Annotated in this window: 18 protein-coding genes and 3 riboswitches; of the genes, 12 read left to right on the top strand and 6 right to left on the bottom strand. The window is 71.8% G+C overall.

Annotation, left to right across the window (positions count from 1 at the left end; translation table 11 throughout):
• Nucleotides 1–22 precede the first annotated feature (22 nt).
• Together ACSGDB_RS11780 and ACSGDB_RS11775 are read left to right on the top strand one after the other, a co-directional pair.
• A complete protein-coding gene (locus tag ACSGDB_RS11780; RefSeq protein WP_434994929.1) occupies nt 23–904 on the top strand; it encodes a LysR family transcriptional regulator ArgP in 882 nt (293 codons plus the stop codon).
• 123 nt (nt 905–1,027) lie between these two features.
• Nucleotides 1,028–1,102, top strand: a riboswitch (cyclic di-GMP riboswitch).
• A gap of 96 nt (nt 1,103–1,198) precedes the next feature.
• Entirely contained in the window at nt 1,199–2,011 is an 813-nt protein-coding gene (locus tag ACSGDB_RS11775; RefSeq protein ID WP_434994927.1) for a response regulator transcription factor, read from the top strand.
• Nucleotides 2,012–2,021: 10 nt separating this feature from the next.
• Here the strand turns inward: ACSGDB_RS11775 and ACSGDB_RS11770 are convergent, their stop codons facing one another.
• Together ACSGDB_RS11770 and ACSGDB_RS11765 are read right to left on the bottom strand one after the other, a co-directional pair.
• Complete coding sequence (locus ACSGDB_RS11770; RefSeq protein WP_434994925.1) at nt 2,022–2,489, bottom strand: hypothetical protein; 468 nt, start codon at nt 2,487–2,489, stop codon at nt 2,022–2,024.
• A 219-nt stretch (nt 2,490–2,708) separates the two neighbouring features.
• Entirely contained in the window at nt 2,709–4,859 is a 2,151-nt protein-coding gene (locus ACSGDB_RS11765; RefSeq protein WP_434994924.1) for an MMPL family transporter, read from the bottom strand.
• A 100-nt stretch (nt 4,860–4,959) separates the two neighbouring features.
• Between ACSGDB_RS11765 and ACSGDB_RS11760 the strand changes: the two genes are divergently transcribed.
• The 9 genes from ACSGDB_RS11760 (at nt 4,960) to ACSGDB_RS11720 (ending at nt 13,298) form a co-directional block, all read left to right on the top strand.
• A complete protein-coding gene (locus ACSGDB_RS11760) occupies nt 4,960–5,448 on the top strand; it encodes a MarR family winged helix-turn-helix transcriptional regulator (RefSeq protein WP_434994923.1) in 489 nt (162 codons plus the stop codon).
• A gap of 10 nt (nt 5,449–5,458) precedes the next feature.
• Nucleotides 5,459–6,256, top strand: coding sequence for a methyltransferase domain-containing protein (locus ACSGDB_RS11755; protein WP_434994922.1), 798 nt, complete (start codon nt 5,459–5,461; stop codon nt 6,254–6,256).
• A gap of 24 nt (nt 6,257–6,280) precedes the next feature.
• The gene (locus ACSGDB_RS11750; RefSeq protein ID WP_434994921.1) at nt 6,281–6,775 is read left to right on the top strand and encodes a low molecular weight protein-tyrosine-phosphatase; all 495 of its coding nucleotides are present in this window, start codon (nt 6,281–6,283) and stop codon (nt 6,773–6,775) included.
• A 16-nt stretch (nt 6,776–6,791) separates the two neighbouring features.
• Complete coding sequence (locus ACSGDB_RS11745) at nt 6,792–7,409, top strand: LysE family transporter (protein WP_434994919.1); 618 nt, start codon at nt 6,792–6,794, stop codon at nt 7,407–7,409.
• A 3-nt stretch (nt 7,410–7,412) separates the two neighbouring features.
• On the top strand, nt 7,413–9,449 hold the full coding sequence (locus ACSGDB_RS11740; protein WP_434994918.1) for a chorismate-binding protein: 2,037 nt from the start codon (nt 7,413–7,415) through the stop codon (nt 9,447–9,449).
• A 156-nt stretch (nt 9,450–9,605) separates the two neighbouring features.
• Complete coding sequence (locus ACSGDB_RS11735) at nt 9,606–10,484, top strand: aminodeoxychorismate lyase (RefSeq protein ID WP_434994917.1); 879 nt, start codon at nt 9,606–9,608, stop codon at nt 10,482–10,484.
• Between the two features lie 108 nt (nt 10,485–10,592).
• Nucleotides 10,593–10,710: riboswitch (SAM riboswitch) on the top strand.
• A 164-nt stretch (nt 10,711–10,874) separates the two neighbouring features.
• A complete protein-coding gene (locus ACSGDB_RS11730; RefSeq protein ID WP_434994916.1) occupies nt 10,875–11,789 on the top strand; it encodes an ABC transporter substrate-binding protein in 915 nt (304 codons plus the stop codon).
• A 10-nt stretch (nt 11,790–11,799) separates the two neighbouring features.
• A complete protein-coding gene (locus tag ACSGDB_RS11725) occupies nt 11,800–12,564 on the top strand; it encodes an amino acid ABC transporter permease (protein WP_434994915.1) in 765 nt (254 codons plus the stop codon).
• Nucleotides 12,561–13,298 (top strand): amino acid ABC transporter ATP-binding protein, encoded by a 738-nt coding sequence (locus tag ACSGDB_RS11720; protein ID WP_434994913.1) that lies wholly within the window; start codon nt 12,561–12,563, stop codon nt 13,296–13,298. Before ACSGDB_RS11725 ends, ACSGDB_RS11720 begins: the two co-directional genes overlap by 4 nt.
• Before the next feature lie 155 nt (nt 13,299–13,453).
• Here the strand turns inward: ACSGDB_RS11720 and ACSGDB_RS11715 are convergent, their stop codons facing one another.
• The 3 genes from ACSGDB_RS11715 to ACSGDB_RS11705 are packed head-to-tail and all read right to left on the bottom strand — an operon-like array spanning nt 13,454 to nt 16,343.
• Nucleotides 13,454–14,251 (bottom strand): energy-coupling factor transporter transmembrane component T family protein, encoded by a 798-nt coding sequence (locus ACSGDB_RS11715; protein ID WP_434994912.1) that lies wholly within the window; start codon nt 14,249–14,251, stop codon nt 13,454–13,456.
• Nucleotides 14,248–15,738 (bottom strand): ABC transporter ATP-binding protein, encoded by a 1,491-nt coding sequence (locus ACSGDB_RS11710; protein WP_434994911.1) that lies wholly within the window; start codon nt 15,736–15,738, stop codon nt 14,248–14,250. The genes ACSGDB_RS11715 and ACSGDB_RS11710 overlap by 4 nt, the downstream gene beginning before the upstream one ends.
• A complete protein-coding gene (locus tag ACSGDB_RS11705) occupies nt 15,735–16,343 on the bottom strand; it encodes an ECF transporter S component (RefSeq protein ID WP_434994910.1) in 609 nt (202 codons plus the stop codon). The genes ACSGDB_RS11710 and ACSGDB_RS11705 overlap by 4 nt, the downstream gene beginning before the upstream one ends.
• A gap of 47 nt (nt 16,344–16,390) precedes the next feature.
• A riboswitch (TPP riboswitch) is annotated at nt 16,391–16,515 on the bottom strand.
• Between the two features lie 98 nt (nt 16,516–16,613).
• On the opposite strand from ACSGDB_RS11705, the gene ACSGDB_RS11700 reads away from it, so the two are divergent.
• Entirely contained in the window at nt 16,614–16,874 is a 261-nt protein-coding gene (locus ACSGDB_RS11700) for a DUF4235 domain-containing protein (RefSeq protein ID WP_434994909.1), read from the top strand.
• A gap of 49 nt (nt 16,875–16,923) precedes the next feature.
• Here ACSGDB_RS11700 and ACSGDB_RS11695 read toward each other — a convergent pair whose 3' ends face one another.
• Nucleotides 16,924–18,051, bottom strand: coding sequence for an FUSC family protein (locus ACSGDB_RS11695; RefSeq protein WP_434994908.1), 1,128 nt, complete (start codon nt 18,049–18,051; stop codon nt 16,924–16,926).
• Nucleotides 18,052–18,106 lie beyond the last annotated feature (55 nt).

The raw sequence follows: 18,106 nt of genomic DNA, 5'->3' as shown, positions 1-18,106 counted from the left end.
TTCAGTATGGTAAGAGTTGCTCATGAAGCGCATCGATCCCGATCAGGCCGAGGCCCTCGCGGCGATCATCGACCAGGGCAGCTTCGACGCCGCAGCCTCCGTGCTGTCCGTCTCACCCTCGGCGGTCAGCCAGCGGATCCGGGCCCTCGAGGTGGCCGTCGGCCGTCCGGTCGTCACCCGGACCCGCCCCCTGCGCCCCACCGACGCGGGGCAGGCGGTCATCCGCTTCGCACGTCAGTTCGATCTGCTGGCAGCGGACCTCGCCGCCGAGCTCGACTCCGCTCGCCACGGCCGGCGCATCACGATCGTGGTCAACGGCGACTCCCTGCACACCTGGGCGTTGCCGGCCCTCGCGCGGGTCGCGGACACCCTGCAGCTCGAGATCCTCCGGGAGGACGAGGAGTACTCGCTCGAACTGCTGCGCAGCGGAGCCGCCTCGGCCGCCATCACCTCGGTGGCCTCCGCCGTACCGGGGTGTTCCTCGCAGCCGCTGGGCATCATGCGCTACGTGCCCGTCTGTTCCCCGGGCTTCCGCGACGCCTGGTTCGCGGCCGGTGCGACGCCGGACCGGCTCTCCCGCGCACCCGTGGTGCTCTTCGACCGGAAGGACGACCTCCAGGACCAGTATCTGCGCTCGCGCACCGGCGCGGCCCCTGATCCGCCGCGCCACTACGTACCCGCGGCACAGGAATTCGCGGACGCGGTCCGCCTGGGGATGGGGTGGGGCCTCGTGTCCGACCTGGAACTGCGGTCCGACCCGCAGGGTTTGGTCCCGCTCGACCCGCGGGGCCTCGTCGACGTCCCGCTGTACTGGCAGCAATGGCGCCATGGTTCAGCGGCGCTCGCTGCTGTCGGTGAGGCGGTGTCCAGGGCCGCGGCGGAGCTCCTCCGACCTCCGGGATGAGGAAGTGCCCGCGCGCCGGACACCCTGCGCCCGGCAGCAGCGGCACCGCGGTGGGACGCCGCTCCCGCGTCGTTCACGAAGGTGTGGGTGGGTGTTGCTACGATCATCGGGCGAGCAGCCGCTCGTCGACAAAGGCAAACCCGGTGCGAGCCGGGGACGCAAAGCCACGGGACCCTCGAGGTCAGCCGGGCCGCCGAAGAGAACAGGTCCACGGAAAATGCCTCGGACACGCCACGTCCCCACCGTTCCCATACCGGTCTGCCGGCGGACCCCCCTCGCCCCCCGGGGCAGCCGATGACCAGCGCCGCACCGGGCGATCGCCGTGCCGCCGTCGTCATCGAGGACGATCTCGACATCCGGAACCTCGTGAGTGCCGTTCTCGAGCAGGGCGGCTTCGCGGTCAGTGGCGCGACCACCGGGCGCGAGGGCGTCGACGTGGTGCGCCGGCAGCATCCGCTGGTGGTGACCCTGGACATCGGGCTCCCCGACATCGACGGCTACGAGGTCCTGCGGCGGATCCGCAACACGACCGACTGCTACGTGATCGTGCTCAGCGGCCACAGCGACGAGATGGACATCCTCACCGCACTTCAGGCGGGAGCCGACGACTACGTCCTGAAGCCGTTCCGGCCCCGCGAACTCCGGGCACGGATCGACGCGATGCTGCGCCGCCCGCGCATCGGGCAGAACGCGCAGCACCCGCCGGTCCAACCCGCGGCGCCCACCCCGTCAGCCCCGTCCGACGCCTCCGACGCCTCCGGTCCGACGAAGCCCGCCGACGTCCTGAGGAACGGCGGCGTCACCGTGGACGGCGACGCGCGCATCGCCCGGTGCGCCGGGGTCGAACTCCCGCTCACGAAGACGGAATTCAACCTGCTGTACGAATTGATGCGGGGCAACGGCGCCGTCCGCACCAAGGACGACCTGGTCCGCGTGTCGCGGGGCCCGGACTACCGCGGCTACAACTTCGTCAGCCGCACGGACGAGCGGGCCATCGAGGTGCACATCGCGAATCTACGCCAGAAGCTCGCGCGCTTCGACGCCGCCGAGCTCATCACCACGGTGCGCGGTGTGGGCTTCCGTGTCATGCCGGGGACCAGGGACTAGACCGGGCCGCTCAGGGACCTTCCGGGTACGCGTCCCGCAGTTCCGCCAGCGTCTCCGCCGCGCAGCCGCGCAGCAGGACAGCCGCGTGCCGGGCGCCGTCGAGGTCGTCGGACGCGATCCTCCCGCGGACCGCCCGCGCGGCATGGTGGAGGCGCACCGCGCCCACCATCATGGCCGACGTCAGGACGCTGAGGACGGCGTCCTCGGCTCCAGCGGCGTCGCCGTCCCCGATCCGCCGTTCCAACCGCTCGACCTTGCCCTCGAGCGTCCCGGAGAAGTCCCGCGCGAACCGGGAGACGACGGCGGGGTCGGAGAAGTCACGCGCCATGTCCGCGAGGACGGTGGGGTCGACGAGGGGCGTCGTCGACCCCGGCGCGTCGGGGGACGGCGCGGCGCCCTCCGGGACGGGTGCCGCGCCGTCCACCGGATAGCGGCCCTGATGCTGGTCAGGGCTTGACGGAGTCGAAGGTAGGGGCACCGTCCCAGCGTAGCGACGGCCGGTGGGCGGCGTGCACCCGCGTGGAGTTCTTGCGCAAAGCTTGCGCTGGAGCATGCCGTACGCCCTTCTCATTGCTGCGCTTCACGGCTCCGCCACCCGGATGGCCCGATCCTCGTCGCGCACCAACGGCGGGTCGCGCCGCCGGACACCGACCACTGCTGCGCGATCGGCGTCCGGCCGCCCGCGCCCCGGACCCTCCTACCGTGGGGACGGCACCTTCCCGAGCTTCGACGGCCACCAGATCTTCGGCCCGATGTCGTACGCCAGGGCCGGGATCAGCAGCGAGCGCACCAGGATGGTGTCGAGGAGCACCCCGAAAGCCACGATGAACGCGATCTGCGCGAGGAACAGGATGGGGATCACGCCCAGCGCGGCGAAGGTCGCCGCAAGGACCACGCCGGCCGAGGTGATGACGCCACCCGTCACGCCGAGCCCGCGCAGGATGCCGGGCCGGGTGCCGATCCGGAGGGACTCCTCGCGGACCCGGGTCATCAGGAAGATGTTGTAGTCCACCCCCAGCGCCACGAGGAACACGAAGCCGAACAGCGGCACCGACGCATCCGCCCCCGCGAACCCGAAGACGTTGTTGAACACCAGCGCCGAGACACCGAGGGCCGTCGCGTAGGAGAGCGCCACACTGGCGACGAGGAGCACCGGCGCGAGCACGGAGCGGAGCAGGACGATCAGCACGATCAGGATGACCACCAGGACGATCGGGATGATCTTGACGAGGTCGGCGAGCGCGGTGTCGTTGGTATCGATCGCCACCGCCGTGACCCCGCCGACCAGCGCGTCTTGACTGGCGTCGTCGAGCGCGGTCCGCAGCTCGCGCACCACGTCCTCCGCCTGCTCGGAGTCGGCCTGGTACTCGAGGGTGCCGCTGATGAGGACCCGCCCGTCCTCGACCACCGCGGCACCGCTGCGGTCCGCGGTCAGGGCGGCGTCGGAGATGCCCTCCTGCGCCGAGACGATGTCGAGCGCGGCCTCCTGGTCGGCCTCGGGGGCGACGACGTAGACGGGGCTGCCGGAGCCCGCGTCGAAGTGGCGGGCGAGGGCGTCCTGCCCGTCGACCGCGTTGGACGGGGTCAGGATCAGGGCGGACTGCGGGACGCCGTTCGCCTGCAGCTGGGTCAGCCCGAGGGCACCGGCGACCAGGATGAGCAGCGATGCGATCCAGAGCACGCGTGGGCGGCGGCCGACGAGCAGGGCGACGCGGCGCCACAGCCCCTTGAGCCGCTCGAGCCCGGTCTCCGGTCCCGCGCCGGTCGGGGCGGCATGCCTGCCGTGGTGCGGGGCGACGACGGCGGTCGCCTCAGGGTTGTAGCGCGGGAGCAGCGGCCAGAACGCCGCCCTGCCGAACAGGAGGAGGAACGCGGGAAGGAGCGTGAGCGCCGCACCGAGGGAGAAGGCGATGCCGATGGCGGCGATCGGCCCTAGGCTCCGGTTCGAGTTCAGATCCGAGAAGAGCAGGCACAGCAGGCCGAGGATCACCGTGGCGCCGGAGGCGAGGATCGGCTCGAACGAGCCGCGGTAGGCGACCCGCAGGGCCTCCCATCTCGTCTCGTGCTCCACGAGCGCCTCCCGGAACCGGGCGACGAGCAGCAGCGCGTAGTCCGTGGCCGCGCCGATCACGAGGATCGAGAGGATGCCCTGGCTCTGTCCGCTGAGCTGGATGAGGTCGAGCTTCGCCAGGCCGAAGATCAGCAGGATCGACGTCGCCAGCGCGAAGACCGAGGTCAGGAGGACGAGGAACGGCAGCACGATGGACCGGTAGACGACGAGGAGGATGATGAACACGGCGCCGAGCGCCACGGCGAGCAGGATGCCGTCGATCCCGCCGAAGGCCTCGACGAGGTCGTTGGTGAATCCCGCCGGGCCGGTCACGTAGCCGGTGACGCCGTCGGGCAGTTCGTCGTCCAGGATGGTGCGCAGCTCCCCCACCACCTCGGCGAGTTCGGCGTCCGAGGAGACGAAGGCGACGTACTGGACGGCGAAACCGTCCTCCGACGGGATGGGCCCCGCGACGGCGGGCGCTCCCTCGGCCGGAGCCTCGAGCCCCTCGACCCCGCCGAGGGTCACGCCGAGTTCCTCGTAGGCTCCGAGATCCCGGGGATCGATGGCGGTGTCCGACTCGGCGACGATCACCGCGGGAATGGCGTCGGAGTCACTGAACTGCTGCTGCAGCTCCCCGGCTTCCGTCGACTCGGCGCTGGCAGGAAGGAAGGACGCCTGGTCGTTGCTCGAGACCTCTTCGAGGCGTCCGAACGTCGGGCCGCCCACCGCCGCCCCGGCCAGCCAGATCAGGACCACCACGACGGGCAGCAGCACCCTCAGCCATTTGTTCTTCATTCCACTCCACGCCTCTCTCAGATTCTCTCTGTTGCAAAGTATATCCATGGCGGAGATAACAGGGAACGGCCTAAGCTGGGAGGGACAGGAGGCGAGGACCATGTCCACGAGGGACGAACTCATGGCGCTGATGCGGCAGTTCACCGTCGAGACCGAGCGCTACGTGGAAGCCGCCAGCGAGCGCGACAGCCTGTACCGCACCGACCTCCACGCCCTGAGCATCATGATGGGCGCTGCCCGGGCCGGGATCACCGTGACGCCCGGCCTGCTGCGCGAGGAGCTCAACCTCAGCTCGCCCGCCACGACGGCCCTGGTCGACCGCCTGGATTCCGCCGGCCACGTCACGCGGCGTCGCAGCGAGGTGGACCGGCGGCAGGTGCACCTCCTACTCACCGAGAAGGCCCGGAGCACGGGTGCGATGCTGTTCGCCCCGCTCGCCCGCCACATCAACGGTGTCCTCGACCAGTACACGGAGGAGCAGCTGGCCCTGCTGCGCGACATGATGCAGAAGATCACCGACGCCACGGTCGCGGCGAAGGACGACGCGCGGGACGGCGCCGAGCCGTCCGCGGACCGGCCGACCGGTTAGCCTTCGGAGCATGAACGACGAGGTCTACTCCCACGGACACCATCCGAGCGTGACGGCAGCGCATGCGATGCGCACGGTGGCGTCGTCCGCCGCCTACCTGGAGCCGTTCCTCGAGGCCGGCATGGACCTGCTGGACATCGGGTGCGGGCCGGGCAGCATCACCGCCGGGTTCGCGGATCTCGTGGCACCCGGCCAGGTGACCGGCATCGACCGGTCGGCCGACGTTGTTGCGCAGGCGTCCGCGACCCACGCGGACGTGGCCAACGTGGCGTTCCGCGAGGGCAACGTGTACGACCTCGACGCCCCCGACGAGTCGTTCGACGTCGTGCACGCGCACCAGGTGCTGCAGCACCTCGCGGATCCGGTGGCGGCGCTCCGGGAGATGCGTCGCGTGGTCCGGCCCGGCGGCATCGTGGCCGTCCGCGAGGCGGACTTCGGCGCGATGACCTGGTACCCGGCGGTCGACGAGCTCGACGAGTGGCGGGAGCTCTACGGACGGCTGGCCCGCGGGAACGGCGGCGAGCCGGACGCCGGCCGGCGCCTGCCGGGGTGGGCGTCCGCGGCGGGCTTCGCGGACGTCGAGGTGTCGTCGTCGACCTGGGTGTACGCCACCGCCGGGGACCGGCGCGCGCACGCGGAGTCCTGGGCCGAGCGCGTGCAGCATTCGGCCTTCGCGGCGCAGACCACGGAGCGGGGCCTCGCCGACCGGCAGACCCTGCAGCGCCTGGCCGAGGGATGGCGGCGGTGGGCGCGCGCGGAGGACGCCCTGTTCCTCATGCCGAGCGTCGAGATTCTCGCCCGCGCCTGAGCCGACCGCCGATAGGCTGGCCGGATGTACCGCATCGTCGCCGTCTGCACCGGCAACATCTGCCGATCCCCCATGGCGGAGCTCATGCTCGTCCACGCCTTCGCCCGGGCGGGGCTGCAGGACTACGTGGCCGTCGACTCCGCGGGGACCACCGACTGGGAGGCCGGCAAGCCCATCGACGCCCGGGCCGCGGCGAAGCTGGCGGAACTCGGGATCGAGAGCCACCTGCACCGCGCCCGGCGCTTCGAGGCCGCCTGGTACCGCGAGCGGGACCTCATCCTCGCCCTGGACCTGGACCACTACCGCGAACTCCGCCGGGACGCGCCGGACGGCGACGCACGGGACAGGATCCACCTCCTGCGCGAATTCGATCCGACGACCACGGACGCCGACCTCGAGGACCTCGGCATCTACGACCCCTGGTACGGCGACGCCAGCGACTTCGACGCCACCTGGCGGATGGTCCACGGCGCAGTGGAGGGCATCGTCCGGTTCGTGCGCCACGAGCTGGACGCCTGACGCTTACCATGAACGGGTGAACCCCTCCCTCTGGCTGGCGCTGCTCGGCGCGCAGACCCTGATCAGCTTCATGCCCGGAGCGGGCGCGGTGAACACGATGAGCAACGCGCTGACGGTCGGGTTCCGCCGGTCCATCTGGGGGATCATCGGCCAGCAGGCGGCCCTCCTCGTGCACATCGGCGTCGCCGCGGCCGGCGTCGGACTGCTCGTGGCCAACTCGCCGCTGGCCTTCAACCTCATCCGCTACCTCGGTGCCGCGTACCTGATCTACCTGGGGGTGCGGAAGTTCCTCCAGCAGCCCGAGCACAGCGAGGTCCGTGCCCGGCAGGTCCACGAGGGCGCCTTCTCGATGATCCGTCGCGGCCTCTGGGTGAACCTGCTCAACCCGAAGGCCATCGTGTTCTTCCTCGCCCTGATCCCCCAGTTCATCCGCCCGGACCGCCCGCTGCTCGGCCAGTACGCCGTGCTCGCCGCGACCGTCCTGGTCATCGACGTCCTCGTCATGTGGTTCTTCTACGCCGGCGCCGCCCGCTCGTTCCGGCGCTTCACCCAGGACGACCGCGGGCAGGTGGTCCTCAACCGCACCTTCGGCTCGCTCTTCGTGGGCGTCGGCGCCCTGCTCGCCGTGGCCTGACGCATGCCCTCCGACACACCGCTGCTCGTCGCCGTCGACGGGCGGTCCGGGGCGGGCAAGACCACCCTCGCCGTCGAGCTCTCCGCCCTCCTCCGCGAGCACCACAGCGTCAGCGTCTTCCACCTCGAGGACATCTACCCGGGCTGGGACGGGCTCGACGACGGCATCGGCCGCTACGTGGAGCGCGTCCTCCTCCCCCTGCGGTCCGGGCGGCCGGCGCACTGGAACGCCTGGGACTGGGACCGTGGGCAGGACGGCGCCGAGCGGACCACGGCGGCGGCCGAGATCGTGCTCCTCGAAGGCGTCGGAGCGGCGGCCGCCGCGGCGCGCCCCCACCTCGACGCCGTCATCTGGGTCGAGGCCGACACCGGGGTGCGGCACCGGACCGCGATGCAGCGCGACGGCGAGGCGTACGCGCCCTTCTGGCAGCGCTGGGCGGACCAGGAGGACGCCTGGCTGGCCGGCGACGCCCCCGCCGCGGTGGCCGACGTCGTCGTGCAGGGCCACTCCGGGCCCCCGTCGCCCCGCGCCGTCCGCCTGGCACTCACCGGACTGCCGGCGTGCGCGATCCTGCTCGCCCCGGAGCGGGCCGGCCGCCGCGGGCTCCGGCTGGACTGCGAGCGCATCGACGCGACGCCGGACACCGCCGCGCTGTTCTCCACCCTGTACGGGGCGTCCCCCGCGGCCGTCTGGCTGGACAGTTCCGACGCCGGGACCACGACGCCCCTGCCCGAGGGGCGCAACCGCTTCAGCATCCTGGCGGACGCCTCGGGCGAGTTCGGGCAGCAGGCCCTGCACCGGGACGGCACCACGGAGATCACGGCGGGCCCGGTCACCACGCGCATCCGCGAGCCCTTCTTCCGCTGGCTCGACGACGTGTGGGGCCGCCGGGCGGTCCGCACCCCGGAGGGCTTCGCGTGCGGGTTCGGGCTGGGGTGGCTGGGCTACCTCGGCTACGAGCTCAAGCGGGAGACCGGCGGCGCCGCCGTGCCCCTGCCGGCCGACGCACTCCCGGACGCCGCGCTGATCTTCGCGGGCCGCGCCGTCGTCGTGGACCACGCCGAGGCCGCCGTCTTCCTGCTCACCCTCACGGACGGGCGGCGCAGCCCGGACCGCGAGGCCTGGCTGGCGAGGGCACGCCGGGCCGTCGCGGCTCCCACGCCCGTCCCGCCGGCCCCCGTCCCGCCGCCGCCCCGGTTCGCCGCCCGGGACTCCCGCGAGGAGTACCTCGCGAAGACCCGCCGCGCGCAGGCGGAGATCGCCGACGGCACCACGTACGAGGTCTGCCTGACGACGTCCCTCTCGGCCCGCGTGGAGCCCCTCGACCCGCTGGCGACGTACCTGCGCCTGCGCGCCGCGAGCCCGGCACCGTTCGCGCACTACCTCCGTTTCCCCGGTTTCGCGGTCGCCAGCACCTCCCCCGAACGCTTCCTGAAGCTCGGCCAGGACGGCTTCATGCGGGCGGAGCCCATCAAGGGCACGCGCGGGCGGTCGGCGGACCCGGCGGAGGACGCCGCCCTGCTCGAGGACCTGCGGACCTCGGCGAAGGACCGCGCGGAGAACATCATGATCGTGGACCTGCTCCGCAACGACCTCTCGCACCATGCGCTCCCGGGCTCGGTCACCGTGAGCAGGCTGTGCGCGATCGAGTCCTACGCCACGGTGCACCAGATGGTGAGCAGCATCGACGCCCGCCTGCGGCCGGGCAGCGCGCGGGCCGGCGTGATCGGATCCGCGTTCCCGGCCGGGTCGATGACGGGCGCGCCGAAGATCAGCACCATGGCCATCCTCGACCGCCTGGAGCAGGCCCCGCGCGGCCCCTACTCGGGCGCTGCCGGGTACTTCAGCCTGACCGGCGCCACGGATCTCGCCGTCGTCATCCGGACCCTCGTGCTGGCGGAGGACGGCGACGCCACGCGCCTCACGCTCGGCGTCGGCGGGGCGATCACCGCCGACTCGGACCCGGCCGAGGAGTGGGCCGAGGTGCGCACGAAGACGCGCGGGGTCCTCTCCGCCCTGGGATCGGACTTCCCGGCCTGACGGCGGCCCCGACCCGGGGCACCTGCACACCCCGCGCGCGCAGACCCGGGGCAACGGCCCGAACCCGCGGGGGCTGTCCCCCGGCTCTGGTCACCCGCCGCGGCGACCCCGACCCGGCGGCGGCACGCCCGGGCGCCGACGGCTACGCTGAGGCCCATGACTGTTCTTGTGTTCCTGGACCCGGCCCATGACGACGGGAGGGTGGTCGACGCGTCCGAGCCGCAACTGATGGCCACCGACCTCGGCGCCACCCGCGGGGACGGCCTGTTCGAATCCCTGCTCGCCGTCGACGGGGTGCCGCGCAAGGAGCAGGCGCACCTGGACCGCCTCGCGGGGTCGGCCGCCGCGCTGGATCTCGCGGTCCCGGACGCCGGAGCCTGGAGCCGCGCGATCCGCACGGGCCTGCGCGAGTTCGCGGCGACGGACCCCGACGAGCGGAACGCCGTCGTGAAGTTGATCGCCACGCGCGGCGTGGAGGGCGCAGGACGGGCCACGGCCTGGGTGCAGGTGTCCCGCGTGCCGGAGGCCACCCTCCGCCAGCGCGAGACGGGCCTGAACGTCCTCTTCCTCGAGCGCGGCTACGACAGCACCGTCGCCCAGCGGGCGCCCTGGCTGCTGATGGGCGCCAAGACCCTCTCCTACGCGGTCAACATGGCCGCCGTCCGCTACGCGAAGGCGCACGGGGCCGACGACGTCATCTTCACCTCCTCCGACGGCAAGGTGCTGGAGGGCCCGACGTCGACCGTCCTCCTCGCCTACGACCGTGACGGCCGGAAGACGCTCCTGACGCCGCAGCTCGAGAGCGGGATCCTCGCCGGGACCTCGCAGAGCGCCCTGTTCGCCGCGGCGAAGGAGCAGGGCTGGGAGCTCGGCTACGGACCCCTGGAACCGCGCGACCTCCTGGAGGCGGACGCCGTGTGGCTGATCTCGAGCATCCGGCTCCTCGCCCCGGTGCTCTCGCTGGACGGCCAGGAGCTCCGCACCTCGAGCGCCCTGACCGCCGAACTCGCCGGCCTCGTGGACCGTTTCGTGTAATCTCCGCCACAAAACGGCCCTCCGGGGCCCTTCTGCTACGTCAAGCGTCGATTTCCGGCCCGTCCCGTTTTGACCCGGCGCTTCGTGCTGCCCTAGCGTTTTGCCTGCAATCAAGAGTTCCAGCCCTCGGCCCTGGCCGGCTGGACAGCAACCCTCTCCCGTAGTGGGGTGCTCCAGGTGAAGATTCGGCCGCCGGGACAAGTCCCCCGGTTGGCAAGTACGGCGTCGTGCGGCCTGTCCCGGACCATTCCCCGGTGACGGCACCCGTACCCGCGCACAGTCCAGAACAGTGAGCGTGTCACCCAGCAGCCTGTCCCCCGCCGCGACCCGGCACCCCCGCACCATCCCCGTTCTCCGCGCCCTCCCCGGCCCGGCACCCCGAAGGACACCATGAACATCTCCCGCAAGGTCCTGGCGGCATTCGCCGTCCCCTTCCTCGCCCTGACCGTCTCCTGCGGCAGCGGCAGCAGCGAGCCCACCGAGGCCACCGACGCCCTGGCCGGCAGCGACCAGCAGTCGCTGGACCAGTACACGACCGACACCACGACGCCGATCGACGAGATCGACACGTCCGAGCTCGGCCTCATCACCGACGGCACCCTGCGTGTCGGCACGCTCTCCGACGCCCCGCCGAACATCTTCCTCGAGGACGGTGTCTTCACCGGCTACGACAACGAACTGCTGCGCGCCATCGGCGACAAGCTGGGCCTCGAGGTCGAGTTCGCGTCCACGGACTTCTCCGCGCTCCTGGCCCAGGTGCAGAACAAGCAGTTCGACGTCGGATCCTCCTCGATCTCCACCACCGCCGAGCGCCGCGAGAACGTGGGCTTCAGCAACGGCTACGACTTCGGCTACATGGCCGTCGTCACGAAGAACGGCTCCTCCGTGACGGGCTTCGACTCCCTCTCGGAGAGCACCCGCATCGGCGTCGTCCAGGGCACCGTCCAGGACGACTACGTCTCCAACACCCTCGGCCTCGAGCCCGTGCGCTTCCCCGACTACAACACCGTCTACGCGAACGTGAAGAACGGCCAGGTGGACGCCTGGGTGGCCCCGTCGCAGCAGGCCACCGGCCAGGTGAAGGACGGCGACGACACCACGATCGCCGAGACCATCATCAACACCGAGAACTTCACCGCGTACGCCGTGAACAGCGACAACCAGCCGCTCATCGACGCCCTCAACGCCGGCCTGGACGCCGTCGTCGCCGACGGCACGTGGACCGAGCTCACGCAGGAGTGGTACCCCGAGCGCGAGATGCCCTCCGACTGGAAGCCCGGCAGCAAAGCCGTGGACGTAAAGTAGCGGTCCCTGCATGGATGCCCTCGAACAGCTCGGTAGGACCTTCTTCGACTGGGAGGCGATGGCGGCCGTCCTGCCGGACCTCCTGACCGTCGGACTGCCGAACACGCTGCTGCTCGCCCTCGCCTCGGGGATCATCGGCACCGTCGTCGGCATGATCCTCGCCGTCATGGGGATCTCCCGCAACCGCGTGCTGCGGTGGATCGCCCGCGTCTACACGGACATCTTCCGCGGCCTGCCCGCCGTCGTGATCATCCTGCTCATCGGCCTCGGGCTCGGCCCGGTCCTCCGGGAGATCACCGGCAGCACGAGCCCGTACCCGCTGGGCATCCTCGCCCTGTCGCTGATCGCGTCCGCCTACATCGGCGAGATCTTCCGCTCCGGGATCCAGAGCGTGGAGAAGGGACAGCTGGAGGCCTCGCGTGCCCTCGGCTTCAGCTACAACGCGTCGATGCAGCTGGTCGTGATCCCGCAGGGCGTGCGGCGCGTGCTGCCCGCCCTGGTCAACCAGTTCATCTCGCTCATCAAGGAGTCCTCGCTCATCTACTTCATCGGCCTCGTCGCCAGTGAACGCGAGCTCTTCCGGGTGGGCAACGACGCCGCGAGCAACACCGGCAACCTGTCACCGCTCATCGCCGCCGGCGTGCTGTACCTGTGCCTGACCATCCCGCTCACGCACCTGGTCAACTTCATCGACAACCGGCTCCGCGTGGGCAAGCAGCAGAAGCCCGAACCGGACGAACTGGCCGCACCGATCGGCGAAGGAGCAAAGGCGTGAAGACCATCGACTCGGGCACCCTGACGGGCAGGAACCTGCACCTGTCCTTCGGCTCCAACCACGTGCTGCGCGGCATCGACCTGCACGTGGAACGGGGCACGACGGCGTCGGTCATCGGACCCTCCGGATCCGGCAAGTCGACCCTCCTGCGCGTCCTGAACCGGCTGATCGAACCGGACCGCGGGGACATCCTGCTGGACGGCCGGTCCGTCCTGAAGGACAACCCGGACGAGCTGCGCCGGCGCATCGGCATGGTGTTCCAGCAGTTCAACCTGTTCCCGCACAAGACCGTGCTGGACAACGTCTCGCTGGCCCTGCGCAAGCTCCGGAAGATGCCGGCGGAGCAGGCCCGCGACAAGGCGCTCGCGCAGCTGGACCTCGTGGGCCTCAGGCACAAGGCCGACGCCCGTCCCGGCAACCTCTCCGGCGGCCAGCAGCAGCGCGTCGCGATCGCCCGCGCGCTGGCCATGGACCCCGAGGTCATGTTCTTCGACGAGGCCACCTCCGCGCTGGACCCCGAACTCGTCAAGGGCGTCCTGGCGCTCATGGCGGACCTCGCGACGGCGGGCATGACCATGGTCGTGGTCACCCACGAGATGGGCTTCTCGCGCAACGTCTCGGACACCGTGACCTTCATGGACGGCGGCGTCGTGGTGGAGTCCGGGCCGCCGGCGGCCATCTTCGACGACGCGCAGACGCCCCGCCTGAGGTCGTTCCTCTCGGACGTGCTCTAGCCCGGGGTCCGTTCGTCCGGGCCCTGGTACCGACCCCGGGGACTTCCGACCCGGACCCGTCCGTTTCGACGGCGTGTCCGCCCCGACACGCCGTCATCGGCCGCCGATGTCCCCGCAACCGGTACATCGTGGCGCAGGGTCAGGCGGTGCCGGGGTCAGGACAGGATGAAGTTCCAGGTCCCGGCGAGGACCGCCGCCGTCGTCGCGCCCACCGCGATGGCCAGGCCGACGCCGGCCACGACGACGTCGAGCCCCGTGAACGTGCTCGCCCTCGCCCACGTGCGCGTGCCGCCGCCGAAGCCGCGCGCCTCCATGGCCGTCGCCAGCCGGGTGGCGCGCCGGATGGCCTGCACGATCAGGCCGAACGACTGCCCCAGCAGGTTCCGGGTCCGGGCGACGATCGAACCGTCCGACCCGATCCCCCGGGCGTGCCGGGCGAGCCCGAGCATCTCCCACTGCTCCACCAGCAGTCCCACGAGGCGCAGCGACGCCAGCGCCCCGAGGACGAAGCGGTGCGGGAGGCGGAGCTTCTGGGCCAGGGCGTCGGCCAGGTCCGTGGGGTCCGTGGTGAGCAGGAGGAAGATCCCCGGCAGGGCGAGCGCCAGTCCGCGCAGCCCGACCGCGATCCCCGCCGCGACGGAGCCCTCGGTGAACAGGACCGGCCCGACGTCGAGCAGCACGCCGCCCGTCTTCTCCGCGAGCAGCGCCGTCCCGTACGCGCCGAGCAGGGCGGCCACCAGCAGGGGCCAGATCCGACGGACCAGCCCGACCACGCTGATGCCCAGCAGCGGCATCAGGGCGAGCTCGCAGGCGAGGACCACCGCGGCGCTGACCCAGTCGATGCTCGCCATGAGCGCGAGCGTGATCACCACGGCGGCGAACAGCTTGGACACCGGGTTGGCGCGCAGCAGCGTGACCCCGGTGAGGACCGGGGTCAGGTAGTCGCCGCTCACCGGACCACCAGGCGCCCGGCCCCGCCGGAGACGTGCAGGGTCGCCCCGCCGAGCGCCGCGATGAAGTCGGCGTCGTGGGTGACGGAGACGACGGCGACGCCGTCCTCGATCAGTTCGCGCAGGAGGGTCACGAGTTCGGCCCAGGTCAGGGCGTCCTGGCCGAACGTCGGTTCGTCGAGGATCAGGATGCGCGGTGCCGTGGCGAGCATCGTGGCCACGGACAGGCGCCGCTTCTCCCCGCCGGAGAGCGTGAACGGGTTGGCCCGCAGCAGGTGCGTGAGGCGCAGCCGTTCGGCCAGCTCCGCGATGCGCCGCGGGTCCGCCGTCCCGCCCACCGTCCGCGGACCGAACGCGAGCTCCTCCCCCACGCTCGGGGTGAGGAACTGGTGCTCGGGTTCCTGGAAGACGGTCCCGATCCGCTGCACGAGCTGCGCCGAGCGCCAGCGGAAGGGATCCGCGCCCGCAGCGCCCGCGAGATCGGGGGCCGCCACGACACGCCCCGCGCGGGGGCGCAGCAGGCCGCCGAGCGTGAGTGCGGCCGTGGACTTCCCGGCGCCGTTGGGCCCGGTGATGCACAGCGCCTGCCCGGCGCGGACGTCCAGTCCCAGCCCCTCCACGGCGGCCGGGCCCCGCTTCGTCCGGGCGACCGTCAGGCCCTGCGCGGACAGCAGCACCGGGCCCCCGCCGTCGGGGACGTGCCCTCCGACGGACGGCTGCCGGTCCGGGGTCCACACGCCGGCCTCCGCGAGCCGTGTGCGCGTGCCCTCCTGGCCCAGGACGGTTTCCGGTGCGTCGTCGGCGAGCACGCCCCCGGCGGCGTCGAGCACGATCACACGGTCCACGACGTCCGCCCACACGGCGACGCGGTGCTCGACGACGACGAGCGTGGCGCCCGTGCGGTCGAGGACGCGGACGACGGCGTCGCGCACTTCCAGCACGCCGTCGGGGTCGAGGTTCGCGGTCGGCTCGTCGAGCAGGAGCAGGCCGGGCTCCATGGCGAGCACCGCGGCGAGGGCGAGGCGCTGCTTCTGTCCGCCCGAGAGCGCGCTGGTGGGGTGGTCGAGCGGGAGGTCGAGCCCGACGTCGTCGAGCGCGCGGTGCACCCGCCGCCAGATCTCCTCCCGCGGGACGGCGAGGTTCTCGGCGGCGAAGGCCACCTCGTCGCCCACGCGCGCGAGGACCACCTGGGTCTCGGGGTCCTGCAGCACGAGGCCCGCGCGGCCGCGGGCGTCGGCGGGGCGGACGCCGTCGAGCAGCAGCTCGCCCTCCTGCTCGCCCTCGTCCTGGCTGCCGAGCAGCCCCGCCAGCCCGTGCAGGACGGTGGACTTGCCCGCCCCGGACGCGCCGAGGAGCAGCACGCGGTCGCCGGGCCGGAGGTCGAGGTCGAGGTGGCGGGCCGCGAAGGCCTTCCGGCCGGCGTGGCGCCAGCCCCATCCCCGGGCGCTGACGGATGCAGCTCCCGGGGACGGCGCCTGCGCTGGTGTCACACGTCCGCCGTGCGGCCGGCGGCGAACGAGGACAGCACGCCCGTCCTCGCGAGTCCGCGCATGGCCAGCCAGGAGAGCAGGCCCGCGATGACGACGCCGGAGAGGGAGGCGAACACCGTGTACAGGAGTTTGAACTCGAAGCTCCAGAGCGCGTTGTAGAGGATGTTCTCGCTGATCGCGAGCGCCAGCCCCGCGCCGAGGCCCGCGAGGAGGGCGACCGGCAGGTTCCACTTCCGGTAGAGGAAGAGCAGGAACACGAGTTCGGCTCCCGCCCCCTGGATGGCCCCGGAGATGAGGACGCCGACGCCCCACTGGGTGCCGATCAGGGCGGAGACCGCCGCGGCGAGGACCTCGCAGTAGATCGCGGCGCCCGGTTTGCGGATGATCAGCCCGCCCAGCACGCCGGCGACGAGCCACCCGCCCGTGTACAGGCCGGCGAGCGGCGGGAACCCGGCGGTGAGCACGCTGATGCCCGAGTAGCCCGCGGACCAGACGAAGAACAGGACGCCGACGGCGACGCCGATGACCGAGGCCACCACGATGTCGACGACGCGCCACCGGCTGGTGCGGGGGGAGAGGCCCTCCAGGGCCGTTGATGATGCCATGCTGATTCCTCCTGGGATGCAGGAGGGGAGGGTGCGCGGCGGTCGCACACCCCGAGAACTCGACTCCCTTCGCCGGTACTAGCCGGATCAGGTTCGAGGGTCTGCGGCATTCCGCACTCTCAGCGCCCGTTCCGGCAGCATGCTGCGGATCGGCGCTCCCCTGTCGTGTGTTGCTTGAGCGCCTCCGATCCTACACCCGCCCTCCGCCTGCGGAGAGGAGATCGGCCCGGCTAGGCTAGGCGGGAGACCATCGGACGAGAAGGAGAAACCATGAACGTCGTGTTCAAGCTGCTGGGTGTGGGCATGAGTGTCGGTGCGGGCTACGTCGGGACCAAGCTCGTCGACTTCCTGTGGGAGAGGATCACCGGCGAGGCGCCGCCCAAGAGCAAGGACGGCCTGGAGAACACGCTCCGCTCCGCGCTGGTGTTCGCCATCATCTCCGGTGCGGTGAGCACCACCATCCAGGTCCTGACCAACCGGTCCACGCAGAAGGCCATCGAGCGTTACTCGAAGTCCCGCGACCTCACCTGAGGCGCTCGACGCGGGAGGGGCGCTCTTCGGGGCGCCCCTCCCGCGTGTGTCAGGGCTCCCCGTCGCCGCCGAGCTCGGGTTTGACGGCCTGCAGGATGCGGTGCAGGTTCATGCCGATCGCGGCCGCCGATCCGAAGGGGACCGTCTCGGACGAGGACTCGTAGGCCGCCTTCTCGAGGACCTTCAGGGCCCGTTCGGCCTCCCGGACCATGTCCGTGCTGTGCTCGTCGACCGTCCACAGGTCCAGCACGTTCCCGGTCGCGGTGAACGCCTCCTGCAGGGGCGGGCGGACCGCGGCGGGAAGGGGGTGCTCGACCGCCGTCCCGTGGAGCCCGTCCTGCAGCATGTTCATGATGTTCAGCGTGTGCGAGGCGACGATCTCCAGGACCTCGACGTGCCGGTAGTCGCGGCGCATGTCCCGCGGGTGGAAGCGCCGCCGGACGTTGCCCTTCCGGCTCTCGGTCGCGTACTGGAGGGCGCTCCGGGCGTTCCGGACCGACGCCGTGAGGGCGTCGCGGCGTTCCGCCCACCGCGGGTCGTCCCCGGCCCAGTCCTCCTCGAGGGCCTCGCCCATCTCCTGGAGCTCCCGTGCCGCGGTCCGTCGGAGGCCACTCATCTGCCCCACCGCGTCATTGAGGTGCAGCGGGGGCAGGATCAGCGCACTGACGGCGAGGCCCACGCCCACTCCCACGAGGGTCTGCACCAGGTACCCCAGCGAATAGCCGAGGTTCTCGTTGCCGATGACGAGCACGAACAGCCCGGCCGAGGCGATCCCGGACCCGCCGCCGGCCGTCTTCTTGAGCACACCGCCGAGCAGCACACCCGCCCCGACGACGAAGGCGATCGTCATCCAGTCGGGGTCACCCGCCCAGACGGCGACGTACGCGAGGAGGATCCCGACCGTGAGCCCGACGACGGTCTGCAGGCCGAGCTTGAGGGTGCCCGCCACCGTCGGGTAGATCGCCAGCAGCGCACCCAGCGGCGCGTAGTACGGGTATTCGGCCGGGGTCCCGGGGATGGCGAGGGCGATCGTCCAGGCGAGCGCCGCGGCGAGGGCGGCCTTGCCCGCGAGGAGGATCTGCGGGTCGAGGACCGCGGCACGGAGGCGCTTCCTGAGGTCGCCGTCGAACCGGGCGGCGAGAATGCCGAAGCCCGGGTGGATCTTCATTGTGGGCATCCCGCAGTATGACAGCCGAACCTTGGAGTCCTTCTCCCGGGAGCGCCCATCGGCG

This window comes from Arthrobacter sp. Ld5 (assembly GCF_051172775.1).
In the GTDB taxonomy this organism is placed as follows: domain Bacteria; phylum Actinomycetota; class Actinomycetes; order Actinomycetales; family Micrococcaceae; genus Arthrobacter_D.
The sequence above is the reverse complement of the archived record's forward strand: the minus strand, read 5'-3'. Positions and strand labels throughout refer to the sequence as shown.

Bases quoted from the DNA above. Each gene is read 5' to 3' on its own strand.
- ACSGDB_RS11730 (WP_434994916.1), top strand. From the start codon at position 10,875: ATGAACATCTCCCGCAAGGTCCTGGCGGCATTCGCCGTCCCCTTCCTC.
- ACSGDB_RS11695 (WP_434994908.1), bottom strand. From the start codon at position 18,051: ATGCCCACAATGAAGATCCACCCGGGCTTCGGCATTCTCGCCGCCCGG.
- ACSGDB_RS11725 (WP_434994915.1), top strand. From the start codon at position 11,800: ATGGATGCCCTCGAACAGCTCGGTAGGACCTTCTTCGACTGGGAGGCG.
- ACSGDB_RS11760 (WP_434994923.1), top strand. From the start codon at position 4,960: ATGTCCACGAGGGACGAACTCATGGCGCTGATGCGGCAGTTCACCGTC.
- ACSGDB_RS11750 (WP_434994921.1), top strand. From the start codon at position 6,281: ATGTACCGCATCGTCGCCGTCTGCACCGGCAACATCTGCCGATCCCCC.
- ACSGDB_RS11755 (WP_434994922.1), top strand. From the start codon at position 5,459: ATGAACGACGAGGTCTACTCCCACGGACACCATCCGAGCGTGACGGCA.
- ACSGDB_RS11740 (WP_434994918.1), top strand. From the start codon at position 7,413: ATGCCCTCCGACACACCGCTGCTCGTCGCCGTCGACGGGCGGTCCGGG.
- ACSGDB_RS11765 (WP_434994924.1), bottom strand. From the start codon at position 4,859: ATGAAGAACAAATGGCTGAGGGTGCTGCTGCCCGTCGTGGTGGTCCTG.
- ACSGDB_RS11735 (WP_434994917.1), top strand. From the start codon at position 9,606: ATGACTGTTCTTGTGTTCCTGGACCCGGCCCATGACGACGGGAGGGTG.
- ACSGDB_RS11705 (WP_434994910.1), bottom strand. From the start codon at position 16,343: ATGGCATCATCAACGGCCCTGGAGGGCCTCTCCCCCCGCACCAGCCGG.
- ACSGDB_RS11780 (WP_434994929.1), top strand. From the start codon at position 23: ATGAAGCGCATCGATCCCGATCAGGCCGAGGCCCTCGCGGCGATCATC.
- ACSGDB_RS11775 (WP_434994927.1), top strand. From the start codon at position 1,199: ATGACCAGCGCCGCACCGGGCGATCGCCGTGCCGCCGTCGTCATCGAG.
- ACSGDB_RS11700 (WP_434994909.1), top strand. From the start codon at position 16,614: ATGAACGTCGTGTTCAAGCTGCTGGGTGTGGGCATGAGTGTCGGTGCG.